Source organism: Campylobacter coli (genome assembly GCF_009730395.1).
In the GTDB taxonomy this organism is placed as follows: Bacteria; Campylobacterota; Campylobacteria; order Campylobacterales; family Campylobacteraceae; genus Campylobacter_D; species Campylobacter_D coli.
In genome coordinates this window covers 1,291,378-1,305,650 of record NZ_CP046317.1, presented here as the reverse complement: position 1 = coordinate 1,305,650, position 14,273 = coordinate 1,291,378, and the positions used below count along the sequence as shown (strand labels likewise).

Here is a 14,273-nt window from a genome sequence, read left to right as displayed (position 1 = left end):
ATGAAAAAATTAAGTTTATTTTGTGTTATGGGTTTATGTTTTGCTAATTTTGCTTTTTCCGAAGAATTAGAATTTGATAGTCTTGAAATTTCAGGCTCAAAAATCAAAAATGATGAAAAGCCCTTTGTAACTCCTGGAGCAACAAGCACAAGAGATAATTTAAATTCAAGCACTCAAAGTATAGATTCTATAGTGCGTAGTGTTCCTGGTGCTTATACTCAAGTAGATCAAGCGCAGGGGGGGGGTTTCAGTAAATATTCGCGGTATGACAGGACTTGGAAGAGTAAATACACAAATTGATGGTGTAACTCAAACTTTTTTTGGTTCTGCAAGTGATGATAGCTTTCATGGGCAAATTGGAACTTCAAGTTTTACAGCCCCAATAGATAAAAATTTTTTAGTCGCCTTAGATGTTAATCGTGGAACTTTTAGCGGGGCAAATGGAGCTAATGCTTTAATGGGTTCGGCTAATTTTAGAACTATAGGCGTAGATGATATAGTACAAGAAGGAAGAGTTTTTGGTTTTTTGGGAAAATACTCTTATGGTAGCAATGCTATAGGACCTAATTTTATGGGTGCTATAGCAGGAAAAACTATGTTAGAAAATAATGCTAATTTAGGCATTTTATTTGCTTATAGTGGGCAAAATGTTTCTCAAAATTATAAAATCGGAGGTGGAGGCTATATAGGCGATCAAAAACCCCCATTTGACACTGATGATGATGGCACTCCAGATGATAATTTAGCAGCACCTATAAATCCAAACAATCTTTATAATCAGCCTAGAAGTCAGCTCTTTAAAGTAGAATACAAATCTGATATCAGTGAGGCGATTTTAAACTATAGAGCTTATAATAACAATCTTGCGGGTAGAAAGATTACAAATGATACTTATCAAATTGACTATCGTTTAAATCCTGATTCTAATCTTTTGGATTTAAAATTTTTATTTGCTTATAATGACGGAAAGCAAAAGTATAATCAAGACAAGACTTGGGGTTATCACAATATGAGTGGAATTAAGACTAAAAATCGAGCGGTAACTTTTGATCTTAGCAATACCATGAATAAAGAATTTTCACAAGATTCAAATTTGTATTTTACTTATGGGGTTAATATTTTAAATAATCATTATAGTAATGATTTTCCACAAGATAGAGTGCTTTTGCCTTATATTTTGACTAGTTTTTATCCTAAAGGAAAACAAGATATTAAAACCTTTTATTTGGATACGAGTTTTACAAAGGGAATTTTCACCCTAAATTCTAATGTCAATTGGATCAATGCACAATTAAGTGGATATAAGGGAGTTTGTAGTATGGTTAATCCTTATTGTCAGCCAAAAAATGCGACAAATTTAGAAAAGGATTACAATAATTTTAATTATTCTTTGATGCTTTCAGCAGATATCCATCCGCTTTTTAATCCTTTTATTTCTTATTCTAAAAGCCATAGAATCCCAAATGTCCAAGAGTATTTTTTTACCCATGATGCAAGTGGGGAGCATAATATGAACACATTTTTAAGGGCTGAAAGTGCAAATACTTATCAAATCGGTTTTAATTCTTTTGCACATGAAATTTTAAACAATAATGATACTTTAGGTTTTAAAGTGCTTTATTATGATACTAAGGTAAAAAATTATATTTATAATAGAAGATATTGGCAAAAAGCTGACCATGCTATTTTTCTTATGCAATTAAATGATGATGAAAAAGCTAAATTCCACGGAGTTGAGCTTGAATTCAAATATGATACAGGATTTTTTTATTCTATACTATCTTATACTTATCAAAAATCCAAGCATAAATTTTCAGATACAGAATCTTTAGAAACAGGTGGAGCGCAATCAGGCCAAAGTCAATTTGCTCAACTTCCAGAGCATTATGCTAATCTTGATATGGGTGTAAGATTATTTGAAGAAAAACTGACTCTAGGAGCTCTTGCCAAATACACAGGAAAAGCAAAGAGAATAGCTCCTGTAGGCAGTTTGGAAGATGATCCAAATAATCCTGATGCTATGGCTCCGCTTAAAACTACAGATAAATTACCAAAAATACCAACTATCGTTGATCTTTATGCAAATTATAAAATTTTGAAAAACTTTACAATCAAAGCAGAGATACAAAATTTATTTGACAAGAACTATATGGATGCGCTTTATACTTATAATACTGGTGATAGTCAAAATGTTGGAGGGTTATTTAATCCTATTTATATTTATAATAACTCTGCTCGCGGTCGTACTTTTATAGTAAGTTTTGAATATAAATATTAAGGAATATACAAATGTTAAAAAAAATATTTTTATTTTGTTTTTTATTGTTAAATTTAAATGCAACAGATACAAATTTATCTTTTGATTCTTCTAAGATAGAAACCAAAGCACCTAAAATAGAGCTTTCTCTTTCTAGTCTTTATCAAAATGCTGATGAGGTGGTAAAAGGTGTTATTTATATATTGGTTTTATTTTCTGTTTTAGCATGGGCGGTTTTTATTTCTAAGCTTATGCAATTTTATTTTATGAAGAAAAATTTAGACTCATCTATACAAAAGATAAAAGAATTAAAAAATCTCAATGAATTAGATCAGACAAAAGATTTTGCAGGTGTTTTATCTTTAGAAATTCAAGATGAGCTTGAAAAAAGTGAATATAAAAATGATCACATAAAAGAGCGTATAGAATTGCGTTTGCAAAATACCATCTCAAAGCAAATCACAGCAAGCAAAAATGGCTTGAGCTTACTTGCGAGTATAGGTGCTAGCGCACCTTTTATAGGGCTTTTTGGAACAGTTTGGGGAATTATGAATGCATTTATAGGTATAGCAAATCTTGGCAATGCTTCTTTGGCAGTCGTTGCGCCTGGTATAGCTGAAGCCTTGTTTGCTACAGCTTTTGGCTTGATAGCTGCTATCCCTGCGGTGCTTTTTTATAATTATCTTACAAGAAAAAATTTAAAACTTATGCACCATTTAGATGAGCTTGCAAATTTTGTCTATATACTTTTTCATAGGAGTTATTTTAATGATAAAAACTGAAATGGCTCACAAAGAAGAGGAGTTAAGTGAGATCAATATAACTCCTTTTATAGATATTATGCTTGTATTATTGATTGTTTTTATGGCTGTTACTCCTCTTATCACAAGTTCTATCAAAATAGAATTACCCAAGAGTTCGCAGCAAGCAGAGGATAAGCTTAAAAATCCCATCATACTTTATTTAAATACTGATAATACTTTGGCTATTAATGATGATAAATTAAGCCTAGAAAATCTTTCAAGTGCTTTAGATATAAAAACCAAAGGCAATAAAGAAGAAATTATTTATTTTCATATCGATAAAAGTGTAAAGTATGAAGATATTATGCAAGTAATGCAAAAATTAAAAGAGAATGGCTATGGAAAAATAGCTCTTTCAAGTAAAAAGATGGATTAGTATGAAGTCTAGTGTGATTTTTGGGTTTGTGTTAAGTTTGATATTACATGCTTTAGTATTAATGTTTTTCCTTTTTTCTTTTTATACTCAAGAAAAATCAAGTGGTGTTGATTTTAAACAAGGATTAGAATTTACTTCCATTATGATGGTATCAGAGCTTCCTATCGGGGAATTAAAAGAAGTTTCGATTGATCAAAAAAAGAGTAATTCTCAAGATAAAAACAAAAAACAAGACGAAAGAATAAATCTTAATTCTCAAGATAAAAATGCTGTATTAAAAGTTCAAAAAAAGATTAAAAAGCAAGATAAAAACCAAGCTCAAAAAGAAATAGCTAATGCAAGTGAAAATTCAAAATTTAAAAATGAATCGCTCAGTGCTCCGCTACAAAGTAATGAAGATAAAACACAAACTATAGTAAGTGGCAATGCCAAAGAACAAGTTAAAAGCTATCAAGCTTTGCTTATGGCTCATTTGACTAAATTTAAAAAATATCCTCAAGAAGCGATAATGCAAAAACAAGAAGGCGTTGTAAGAATTCGCGTAAGCATTGATGAAAGCGGAAATGTCTTAAGCAAAGAGCTTAAAAAATCTTGCCCTTATGCAGCGCTCAATGATGAAGTTTTAAGTTTATTTAAAAGAGCTTCTCCATTGCCAAAACCGCCTAAAGAAATGTTAAAAAATGGTAATAAAATCAGTTTTGTTATGCCTATTGATTACAATATTAAAGACTATTTAGGTAAAAAATAAACTTTTGATTAAAAAAAGTTTATTAGAATTTTTATTTTAAAGGTGATGATTATGTTCTCTTCGTTTTTTAAAAGTAAAAAATGGGCTTTATGGGCTTATTTGGGACTTTTTTTACTGTTATTTTTCTTATATATACAAACAAGCTTAAATGTTGCAATCAATTCATGGTATAGTGATTTTTACAATGTTTTACAAAAGCCAAAAATAGAACTTTTGGATTCTAATTCTACGCAAAAAATAGAAGAAAATCTTGAAAATAATGCCACTTTAATCCAAGAGGCTAATCAAAGAGCTGAGCAAAATTTCCAAAAAGCTAATTTTATCAATAAAGGCGCATTGTATTATTATCAAAATTTATTAGAATATTTTTTCAACTCTAGGGCTATGATTGAAAAGCCAAATTATTCAGCAAATGATTTTTATGCTTTGATTTTAGTTTTTTTGGCTATTGCTATTCCTTATGTTTTAATCGCTACGATTAATATCTATTTTGCTAGCGTCTATGCTTTTAAGTGGCGTGAGGCTATGACTTTTTCTTATTTAAAATTTTGGAAAAATAAAGATGATAATATAGAAGGAAGTTCACAAAGAATTCAAGAAGATACTTATAATTTTTCTAAAATCGTAGAGAGTTTAGGACTTAGTTTTATAAAAGCTTTGATGACTCTTGTAGCATTTATTCCGATTTTATGGAGTTTAAGTGATGTTGTGAGTAAAGCTTTATTTGCAAATTTAAGCGAAAATTCTTCTTTTTATTTTTTAAAAAACATTGATGGTTTGCTTGTCTATATTGCACTTTTGATTTCTTTAGGAGGCTTGGTTGTGTCATGGTTTGTAGGTATTAAACTACCCGGACTTGAATATAACAATCAAAAAGCTGAAGCCGCTTTTAGAAAAGAGCTTGTTTATGCTGAGGATAATCGCAAAGAATACGCTAAAAATGAGACGATGATAGAGCTTTTTACAGGGCTTAAATTTAACTATAAAAGACTTTTTTTACATTATGGATATTTTAATATTTGGCTCATTTTATTTGAGCAAATGATAGTTATAGTGCCATTTTTAATCATGGCACCAGGGCTTTTTGCTGGAGCTATAGGACTTGGTATTGTAATGCAAATTAATAATGCTTTTGATCAAGTAAGAAGTTCTTTTAGTGTTTTTATCACAAATTGGACAACTATCACCCAACTTAGAAGTATACATAAGCGTTTAAAAGAATTTGAAAAAAATATCGAATACGCGAAAAATAAAAACAAAAATCATTTATAAAAATGTCTAAATTTGCTAAAAATTATCAAAGCGATGAAAAGTAAAAAGGCTGTGAAAATACATAAAAATTCCCAGCCAAAACTTTCATAATAAAAACTTGGCAATACAGAACCCAAAGCACCCCCACTATAATAAAATGTCAAATAAATTCCATTAGCCAAGCCCTTTTTATCCGCAATCGAATTTAAAATCCCTGAAAATATACAATGACTTATAAACATTCCGCTACAAAATACAAACATAGCAAAAAAGGCAAAATAAAAATTCCCTACTATCATACAAAAACAACCCGCTATAAAAACCAAAAACCCAAATATAGCTGTGCGAATTTTTGAGCCTAAAATTTCTATGGTTTTACCTATAAGTAGTGAGCTTATTACTCCGGTTAAAAATCCCAAATAAACAAGTCCAATTTGTGTTTGAGTGATATCTTTTATACTTTCTTTAAGATGAAAAGGTAAAAAACTTACTATGCTTTGAAAAGAGAAAAAGATAGTAAAAACACAAAATAATATCACCATAAATCTAAGTTCTTTGATAAAGGGTAAAAAATCCCTCAAGGAAGTTTGAGTGTTTAAGCTTATAGGATGCTCTTTAAAAAACAAAAATAAAAAAGCACAAACCATCATTAAAATACTAAAAAAATTTAAGGCAAAATGCCAAGAAAAAAGATCGCTCAAAAAACTTCCAAAAACCCTCCCAACAAAACCACCAAAAGTTGTAGCACCTACATAAATGGCTATGTTTTTTTGTATATTGTCGCTTTCTAAACGACTAAGCAAGGTAAGAAGTGCTGTCAGTATAGCAGGTATACAAAGAGCTTGTAAAAATCTAAGAAATAGAAAAAAATAAAAATTATCGTTTAAGTTTCCAATAATACCAAAAATAGAACATAAAAACAAAGAAACAACAAGAATTTTCTTTAAGGAAAAAATTTCAAGTAAATAACCATAAACCAAAGGTGCGATTGCTAAGGGAATAAGCGTAACACTGATTATCCAAGAAATTTGGTGCAAATTTACATGAAAATAATTAGACAATAAGGGTGCTATAGGTTGCGGAGCATAGACAATAGATAGGGTTAATGTAGCACAAAAAATAATCAGAATTTTAAGCATTTTCATGCTTTAAATTAAACTCCAATGCAAATTAATTTTAGCTTAAAAACCATTTTTAAGCTAAAATTTTACTTTTAATTGTGTATAATTAAATATTTTATTTATAAGGAGCTTTTATTGGACCCCAGTCAGGTTTTAGATTTAAACCAAACTTTACCTACAGCGTCTTTTGATGCAGGATATTCTATACTTATGGTTGTCATTGCACTAGCTTTAGTGCTTTTAAATGGCTTTTTCGTTTTGTCTGAATTTAGTATTGTTAAAGTGCGTCGTTCAAAACTTGAAGAAATGGTTAAGGAAAAAAAAGTAGGTGCTAAAAAAGCACTAGAAGTTACTTCAAGACTTGATACCTATCTTAGTGCTTGTCAGCTAGGAATTACTTTAAGTTCGCTAGCCCTTGGTTGGATAGGTGAGCCTGCTATAGCAAAAATGTTGGAAATTCCTCTTGCAAATCTTGGATTTAATGGAGTTATTATCCATACTATAGCTTTTATTATCGCCTTTAGTATCATCACTCTTTTGCATGTGGTTTTAGGCGAGCTTGTTCCAAAAAGCATTGCAATTGCTATTGCAGATAAAGCTGTGCTTTGGGTAGCAAGGCCTCTTCATTGGTTTTGGATACTTTTCTTGCCTTGTATTAAAATTTTCGATTTTCTTGCGGCCATGACTTTGAAGCTTTTTGGCATCAAGCCTGCCAAAGAAAGCGAGTTAACTCATAGTGAAGAAGAGATTAAAATCATAGCAAGCGAAAGCCAAAAAGGCGGTGTTTTGGATGAATTTGAAACTGAAATTATCCGCAATGCGGTTGATTTTTCAGATACTGTTGCAAAAGAAGTGATGACGCCTCGTAAAGATATGATTTGTCTAAATAAACAAAAAACTTATGCTGAAAATATGCAAATCATTTGCGATCATAAGCATACGCGTTTTCCATATATAGATGGTTCTAAAGATACTATTTTAGGTATGATACATATACGAGATATAGTGCAAAATGAGCTTAGTGATAAGAGTGAAAATTTAGATACTTTTGTTAAGCCTTTGATTTTAGTTCCTGAAAATATTAGCATTTCAAAAGTTCTTGTGATGATGAATAAAGAGCGTTCTCACACTGCACTTGTGATTGATGAATACGGTGGAACAGCTGGAATTTTAACCATGGAAGATATCATGGAAGAAATTATCGGTGAGATTAAAAGTGAAAATGAGGAAGACAGCTATAAAAAACTTGCTGAAAACATCTATGAATTCCAAGGTCGTTGCGATATAGAAACCGTTGAAGAAATGCTTTTGATAAGCTATGATGAGGATTTAGAGCAAGTAACGATAGGTGGCTATGTGTTTAATCTTCTAGGGCGCTTGCCCGTAGCGGGTGATCGCATTGAAGATGAGCTTTGTTACTATGAAGTTAAAAAAATGGATGGTAATTCTATAGAGCGTGTTAAGGTGGTTAAAAAAACCAACAAAGATGAAGAATAAGCCTTTTTGGCTTATTTCTTTCTATAAACTTTATTTTTAAGTTCTATACACTCAAAACCTTTTTTGTCTAAAGTTACTATACACAAATGTCCCCCATCATCTACTTTACCTTCGCACAAAAATACTCTTTTTTCTATTTGCACAGGCAATTTTGTGCGGTTTCTATGTCCAAAGATTTGATAAACATTGTCTTTTGTAAATTCACAAAACTGACTTGCTACTTTTTGACTCTCTTCATAATTTCCTACGCCATAAATAAAATCATAACTTGGCATAAAGCTTATTTGATAAGCCTTAGAAGGTAAAAGATTTACCCCGCCATGCGAGCAAAAAACTTGTTTTTCATGAAATTTATAGTACAGACATTCTTTTAAGTAAGGATAAAACTTTCTAGCATCCCTAGGCGTGAGTTTTTCTTTTCTAAAATCTTTGAGTGTATTTTCGTTAAATTCTTTAGAGTTTGATAGTTCTCCATTGGCCCATTTTATCAAATGTCTTTCGTGATTTCCTTCAAGTAAATATACATTCTCTCTTTCGCAAATTTTAAGCAAGAATTTTAAGACCTTGCCATTTTCTATGCCTCTATCGATATAATCCCCTAAAAAGATATAGCATTCATCATCTTTGAGCTCTTGTAGATATTCTTTTAAGATGCTAAAGCAGCCTTGAATATCGCCTATGTGGTGAATTTTCCTATACTTACTAAGATTAGGCATTTGATAAAGGCATTTTTTCCAATCATTAGGATTTAAAATCGTATATTTTTTAGGAATTCTTTCAAGCAGGTGATGGGTTTTTTTTAAAAGTGATTGTGAGACTATATAGCCACGCTCTTTGGCTTTTTGCTCGTTTTTTCTAAGACATTCTTCTAAAGAGCTTTTAAAATCTATAATATAAATATCATAGCGATATTGCTTAGCTAGTTCTTTATAAACCTTAAGGGTTTCATTATAAGCGTTAATGATGCAAAATTCACCTTTTTGCATACGCATTTCTAAAAATTGAAGTAAAATTTTATATAATTCTTCATCATTTTTTAGATTTAAATTTTTATATTTACTTACGATTTTACTTACACTTCCTGAAAGCAAACGCAAAGAATTTAGATCAAGAGTGTAATCTTTTAAGCGATTTTCTTTGATAAATTCTTCTTGTCCTGCGTAGTAATTCCCCCTTAAAATAAGTAAAATACGCAAATTCTTTCCTAAATTTTCTTTAAAAATTCAGTCTTTAGTACAATAACGCCAAATTTATCTACTTTAGCTTCAATTTCATTTTCTTTAGAAGTAAGTTTGATATTTTTTATCGTTGTTCCGCGTTTTAAAGTAGTGCTAGCACCTTTAACTTTTAAATCTTTTATCACGCTTACGCTATCTCCAGCATTTAATTCTGTTCCATTTGCATCTTTAGGCATTTTTTTCCTTTTTAAATTTTTATATCATTGTATATTTTATCATCATTTTCTAAGATTTTTCTTGAGCTAAGCGCTTCTTTTTGATATAGATATTGATGGATTCTACACCCAAAGAAAAAGCCATAGCAAAATATACATAAGTTTTTGAAATATGAAAATCCAAACCTTCGGCAACTAAAGTTACACCAACTAAAATCAAAAATGCTAGAGCTAAAATCTTAATCGTTGGATTATCATCAACGAAATTTGAGATACTTTTGCTTGCAAGCATCATTACAAAAACAGCTACAACCACTGCAATCATCATAATTTCTATATTATTAACCATACCTACAGCAGTAATAACCGAGTCGAGTGAAAAAACAATATCTAAAACAGCAATTTGTATCAATATGCTAAAAAATCCTCTTTTAGCTCCCTCTTTTAAAACCTCTTCATCGCTTTTTTCTCCGGCATTATCGATATCATGATGAATTTCTAGTGTGGATTTTGCTATCAAAAATAATCCACCTAAGATCAAAATAATATCCCTTCCTGAAATTTCTTGTGAAAATACGCTAAAAAGCGGAGTTGTAAGTTTCATAATCCAAAATAAAGAAAGGAGCAATAACAAACGCGTAATCATCGCCAAACTTAAACCAAAAATTCTTGCTCTTTGTCTTTTTTCCTTAGGGAGTCTTCCTACCAAAATAGCGATAAAAATGATATTATCTATCCCTAAAACAATCTCTAAGCCAATCAAAGTCGCTAGAGCGATCCACATTTCAGCACTAAAAATCCACTCGAACATAAGCTTCCTTAAAATTTGAAATTTTTTAAAGTGTAATTTTATAACTTCAAAGCAAATATTAAATATTTTGATATAACATATAATTAAATTTTTACAAGGAAAAACAATGAAAACATTAGAAGATATTAAGGCTATGAGTTATGAGAGCAGCTCGCACTTGTGGAGCAAATAATAATGATTTTTCTATTTTAGATTATTTATTTGATGAGTATGGCTTAAGTCTAAAAGATCCTAAATATAATTTTCGCTTTGCAGATATGAAATATATCAAAGAAGCTAATGATAAATATATTGTAGTAAGATATATGGAAGATAATCCTAGCATTTACAAAGAAGCTTTAATCTATAGGTATATCCTAAAAGTTAGAAATCCAAACCCCCAAATTATCCAATACCTAGCAAATCATGGAGCTAAATTTGAAGTGTATCGCGAAGATACAGGCTGGTCTCCTATACATTTTTGGGCTAGTAATAATGATTATAAATTTCTAGAGCTTGCCATCAAAGGAGGGGCTAATGTGGATATGGAAGAATATGAGTTTGAATCAATCTATAAATATCAGGATACACCCTTATTTGAAGCAGTGAAAGAGTCAGGAAATTACAGAACCGTGCAACTTCTAATAGAGCTTGGAGCTAATGTTAATTTTGTTCCCTATTTAACGACACCTTTAGATCAAGCCGAAGGAGCTAGAAATAGAAAACTTTTAAAAGCTGCAGGTGCAATGACTTCCGATCAACTTGAAAAGAAATTTAATATCTTTTATAAGGATTATGAAGATCGTAATGAATATTGTGATTTATTAAATGAAGCTATAAGAAAGGATAAGGAAAAAGAAAACCTACAAAAAAATTAAAGGAGCAACAATGGAAAATAAAAATTTATTAGATGAAGATATGCAACAAGTATTTGAATACTATCTTAAAAATGATAGTTATTTAAAAGGTGCCATAGATGGCTTAAAAAAACATGAAGCAAGAGCTTTTATAGGCAATGTTTTAAGCTACGAATATAAAAATCTAGTGGAAAATGGTAATTTAAAAGTTGATGAACAATATAAAGTTACCTTACCGCCTAATCTAATCACTGTTTTAGAATACGATAAAAAAGATTTTGAAGGTGCAACTCTTAAAAATTTCATTGATGATGTAGAATGTGAGTTAAGTGATTGGGAAATTGAGCTTTATGATGATCCTCACTTTATGGATATGATGAAGATGAGGAGGGATATGAAGATGATGAAGATGATGAAAAAATGAGTGTAGATGAATGGGTAACAGATCAAGTAAGCGATATTAGAGATTTTTTATATGCTTTAAAAAATTTTAAAAGTAAATACCGATAAAACACTCAAGTAAATTTAATTTTCTAAAATTTAGCGATAAAATATCTTAACTTAATGACAATTTTCAAAAATTTCTACTACACTTAAGGGTAAAATTTCATGCTCTAGGCCATGAATTTTTGCTTCAAATTCTTCAAAGGTTAAATTTTGTTTTTCAAAAGCCTTTTGAGCGATGATTTTCCCTCCATCTAATTCTTCATTTACCCAATGCACACTCACTCCAGCTACTTTCATATCGCTTTCATAGCTTTCTTTGATAGCATGAACTCCTTTAAAAAGGGGTAGTAAAGATGGATGAAGATTAATTGCTTTGATATTTTTTGTAAAAACAGGGCTTAAAATTCGCATAAATCCAGCCAAGATAGTAAGATCTGCTCCGCTTTCTTTGATTTTTTTTACCAAAATTTCGTCAAATTCTTCTCTGTTTTTATAATCTTTGTGTTCAATGATCACGCTTTCAAGGTCAAAGTTTTTAGCTCTTTGTATCCCATAAGCATCTTTTTTATTGCAAAGACAAAGCACGACTTCATAAGTGTTTTTACCTATAGTTTTTTTATGAAGTTTTTCTAAGATATTTTGTAAATTACTTCCATTTCCACTAAAAAGTACCGCTAATTTTACAAGCATTTTAATCCTTTTATAAGTTTTATTGCATCAAAGCTGTTTTTGTTAAATTTATATTTTTTAGCCACAAGAGCGTGTGCTAAACAAGCATTTTTAGCCGCTTCCAAAGCGCTGAATTTTACCCCTAAAAGCGTAGCTATCATACCGCTTAAAACATCGCCACTTCCGCCTTTTGCTAAAGCTTCATTTCCCAGATTTACAACAAAGATTTTTTCTTTTTGTATGATGATAGGATTTGCACCCTTTAAAACAAGAACACAATCATAATTTTGTGCAAATTTTTTAGCATAAAAAAAGCGATTTCTTTGCAAATCTTCTATACTTAAATCCTCATCAAAACACATTTTATAAAGTCTTATAAATTCTTTTGGATGTGGGGTGATGACTACATCTTTTCTACTTAGATACCAAAGCACAGCTTCACTTAAAAAGCAATTTGCATCCAAAACCAAAGGAATATTTTGCAAAATCTCATCTTTTAAAATATCTAAATTTTCAAGTCCCATACCTAAGGCAATGGCACTTGCATTGTTTTCAATCTTTTCTTTTAGCATTAAAAGAGGTGAAAAACTTTTTTTTGCGACTAAGGATACAAGCCCACTGCCAAAATTTAAAGCTCCAAGTCCTGCTAGGGTTCCTGCACTTGCACTAGCTATTATATAGATATGACCGAAATTTCCTTTATTGGAGCTTGTATTTCTTTCTATGGTTTTTAAATCTTTTTCTTCAAGTAAAAAAGCTTTGGAATCAAGACTAAATTTTTTAGCATTGATACCTAGGTTTGCGAGTTTGATTTTGCCTACAAATTCTTTAGCAAAATCCTCAAGCAAAATTTCTTTTAAAGCTCCCATACACTGCGTGATATCAGCTTTAAAACAAGGAGTAAAACCCAAATTTGTAGGTATGTCACAAGCTATTTTTAAAGCTTTACTTTGATTTACCTTTTCTAAAATTTCTTTTGTTTTTTCATCTACTTCGCGGTTTGTTCCTGTGCCTAAGATACAATCAACAACAATATGAAATTTTTTAAATTTAGGCTCTTTTTTTGCAAATTTAAAACCAAAATTTTTTAAAATTTGCTCTTGTTTTTTAAAAATTTCATTTTCTTTAAAGCCTAGTTTATAAGCTTTTGCATGCTTTAAATTTCTTAAAGCTACTAGGCCATCAGCAGCGTTATTGCCTCCGCCCAATAAAAAAAGTATTTTTACTTTCTTTATCTTGTATTGTTTGCGAATTTTTTTTGCTTCTTTTTTAATAAGCTTAGCTAAATTTAATCCTGCGTTTTCCATTAAAATAAGCTCATCTAAGCCTTTATTTATAGCATTTTGTTCTAAAGTTTTAATATCATCAGTAATAGTTTTCATAATCTTTTTTCACCAGAAAATAAATATTTTTTTCTCGCTCTTCTTCAAATTTTTTCATTTTGGGTAAAAATTTCTGAATTAAAGCACGAAAATTTTTAAAGCCATAATTTTGCGGATTAAAATCAGAATATTTGCGGTTCATATTGGTGCGAATTTGCGCGTATTCGGCGCGTCCTTTTTCATCGATGAGTTGTTCTGTGATATTGATCAAAGCTCTTAAATAATCCTTGCTTAAAATATCTTCTTTTTTGTTTTCATCTTGATCAAGGTAAAAAAACTCACTAAAAGCGTTTACATAAGATTTTATAGACTTTTCAAGACCCATTCCTATAACTTGCTTTTTGTTTTCTCTTAGCTTTTGAATGAGCGAGGTATAGTCACTATCGCTAGAAACAATGACAAAAATATCAATATCTTTCTCATAAAATATACTCATAATTTCAGTGATTAAATACATATCACTTGAATTTTTATTTGCTGCGAAATTAAACTGCTGCATAGCGATTAAAGAATACTCAGCAATTTGCTCTTTCCAAGCTTGAATATTTTTTTGAGTCCAATCTCCATAAATACGCTTGATAATTATTTCACCATAATCCGAAGCGATATCAAAAATACTTTTTGCGTATTTTGCGGGTATATTTTCCGCATCGATAAAAATAGCTATGCTTTTATTTTCCAA

General features: G+C 30.4%; 14 protein-coding genes and 1 pseudogene. 8 read left to right on the top strand and 7 right to left on the bottom strand.

The features are described from left to right. From FOC43_RS06580 to FOC43_RS06560, 5 genes and pseudogenes are all read left to right on the top strand, one after another. A pseudogene (locus FOC43_RS06580) lies at nucleotides 1–2,278 on the top strand (TonB-dependent receptor domain-containing protein). A gap of 11 nt (nucleotides 2,279–2,289) precedes the next feature. Further along, on the top strand, nucleotides 2,290–3,039 hold the full coding sequence (locus tag FOC43_RS06575; protein WP_002792731.1) for a MotA/TolQ/ExbB proton channel family protein: 750 nt from the start codon (nucleotides 2,290–2,292) through the stop codon (nucleotides 3,037–3,039). Further along, on the top strand, nucleotides 3,026–3,436 hold the full coding sequence (locus FOC43_RS06570; RefSeq protein ID WP_002851714.1) for a biopolymer transporter ExbD: 411 nt from the start codon (nucleotides 3,026–3,028) through the stop codon (nucleotides 3,434–3,436). Before FOC43_RS06575 ends, FOC43_RS06570 begins: the two co-directional genes overlap by 14 nt. A 1-nt stretch (nucleotide 3,437) precedes the next feature. Then, nucleotides 3,438–4,184 (top strand): energy transducer TonB family protein, encoded by a 747-nt coding sequence (locus FOC43_RS06565; RefSeq protein WP_004284713.1) that lies wholly within the window; start codon nucleotides 3,438–3,440, stop codon nucleotides 4,182–4,184. Between the two features lie 45 nt (nucleotides 4,185–4,229). Then, on the top strand, nucleotides 4,230–5,456 hold the full coding sequence (locus FOC43_RS06560) for a putative transporter (RefSeq protein WP_072213978.1): 1,227 nt from the start codon (nucleotides 4,230–4,232) through the stop codon (nucleotides 5,454–5,456). Here the strand turns inward: FOC43_RS06560 and FOC43_RS06555 are convergent. After that, entirely contained in the window at nucleotides 5,447–6,574 is a 1,128-nt protein-coding gene (locus FOC43_RS06555; protein ID WP_002793771.1) for an MFS transporter, read from the bottom strand. The genes FOC43_RS06560 and FOC43_RS06555 overlap by 10 nt on opposite strands. 117 nt (nucleotides 6,575–6,691) lie before the next feature. Between FOC43_RS06555 and FOC43_RS06550 the strand changes: the two genes are divergently transcribed. Next, nucleotides 6,692–8,053, top strand: coding sequence for a hemolysin family protein (locus FOC43_RS06550; protein ID WP_002780082.1), 1,362 nt, complete (start codon nucleotides 6,692–6,694; stop codon nucleotides 8,051–8,053). Nucleotides 8,054–8,064: 11 nt separating this feature from the next. Here FOC43_RS06550 and FOC43_RS06545 read toward each other — a convergent pair whose 3' ends face one another. The 3 genes from FOC43_RS06545 to FOC43_RS06535 are packed head-to-tail and all read right to left on the bottom strand — an operon-like array spanning nucleotide 8,065 to nucleotide 10,257. Continuing rightward, on the bottom strand, nucleotides 8,065–9,249 hold the full coding sequence (locus tag FOC43_RS06545; protein ID WP_004284719.1) for a serine/threonine protein phosphatase: 1,185 nt from the start codon (nucleotides 9,247–9,249) through the stop codon (nucleotides 8,065–8,067). 8 nt (nucleotides 9,250–9,257) lie between these two features. After that, nucleotides 9,258–9,467 (bottom strand): alkylphosphonate utilization protein, encoded by a 210-nt coding sequence (locus tag FOC43_RS06540; RefSeq protein WP_002780086.1) that lies wholly within the window; start codon nucleotides 9,465–9,467, stop codon nucleotides 9,258–9,260. Between the two features lie 49 nt (nucleotides 9,468–9,516). Beyond that, nucleotides 9,517–10,257: a TerC family protein gene (locus FOC43_RS06535; protein WP_002778542.1), complete on the bottom strand. Its 741-nt coding sequence runs from the start codon at nucleotides 10,255–10,257 to the stop codon at nucleotides 9,517–9,519. A 140-nt stretch (nucleotides 10,258–10,397) separates the two neighbouring features. Here FOC43_RS06535 and FOC43_RS06530 point away from each other — a divergent pair, with 140 nt between their 5' ends. Then, entirely contained in the window at nucleotides 10,398–11,114 is a 717-nt protein-coding gene (locus FOC43_RS06530) for an ankyrin repeat domain-containing protein (protein WP_002778541.1), read from the top strand. Nucleotides 11,115–11,280: 166 nt separating this feature from the next. Further along, nucleotides 11,281–11,517, top strand: coding sequence for a hypothetical protein (locus FOC43_RS06525; RefSeq protein ID WP_002778540.1), 237 nt, complete (start codon nucleotides 11,281–11,283; stop codon nucleotides 11,515–11,517). Between the two features lie 137 nt (nucleotides 11,518–11,654). Here FOC43_RS06525 and purN read toward each other — a convergent pair whose 3' ends face one another. Genes purN through FOC43_RS06510 form a run of 3 tightly spaced genes read right to left on the bottom strand, consistent with a single transcriptional unit; the run spans nucleotide 11,655 to nucleotide 14,273 of the window. After that, on the bottom strand, nucleotides 11,655–12,230 hold the full coding sequence (purN, locus tag FOC43_RS06520; protein ID WP_004284724.1) for a phosphoribosylglycinamide formyltransferase: 576 nt from the start codon (nucleotides 12,228–12,230) through the stop codon (nucleotides 11,655–11,657). Further along, the gene (locus FOC43_RS06515) at nucleotides 12,221–13,591 is read right to left on the bottom strand and encodes a bifunctional ADP-dependent NAD(P)H-hydrate dehydratase/NAD(P)H-hydrate epimerase (RefSeq protein WP_002778538.1); all 1,371 of its coding nucleotides are present in this window, start codon (nucleotides 13,589–13,591) and stop codon (nucleotides 12,221–12,223) included. Before FOC43_RS06515 ends, purN begins: the two co-directional genes overlap by 10 nt. After that, the gene (locus tag FOC43_RS06510; RefSeq protein ID WP_002778537.1) at nucleotides 13,575–14,273 is read right to left on the bottom strand and encodes an NYN domain-containing protein; all 699 of its coding nucleotides are present in this window, start codon (nucleotides 14,271–14,273) and stop codon (nucleotides 13,575–13,577) included. Before FOC43_RS06510 ends, FOC43_RS06515 begins: the two co-directional genes overlap by 17 nt.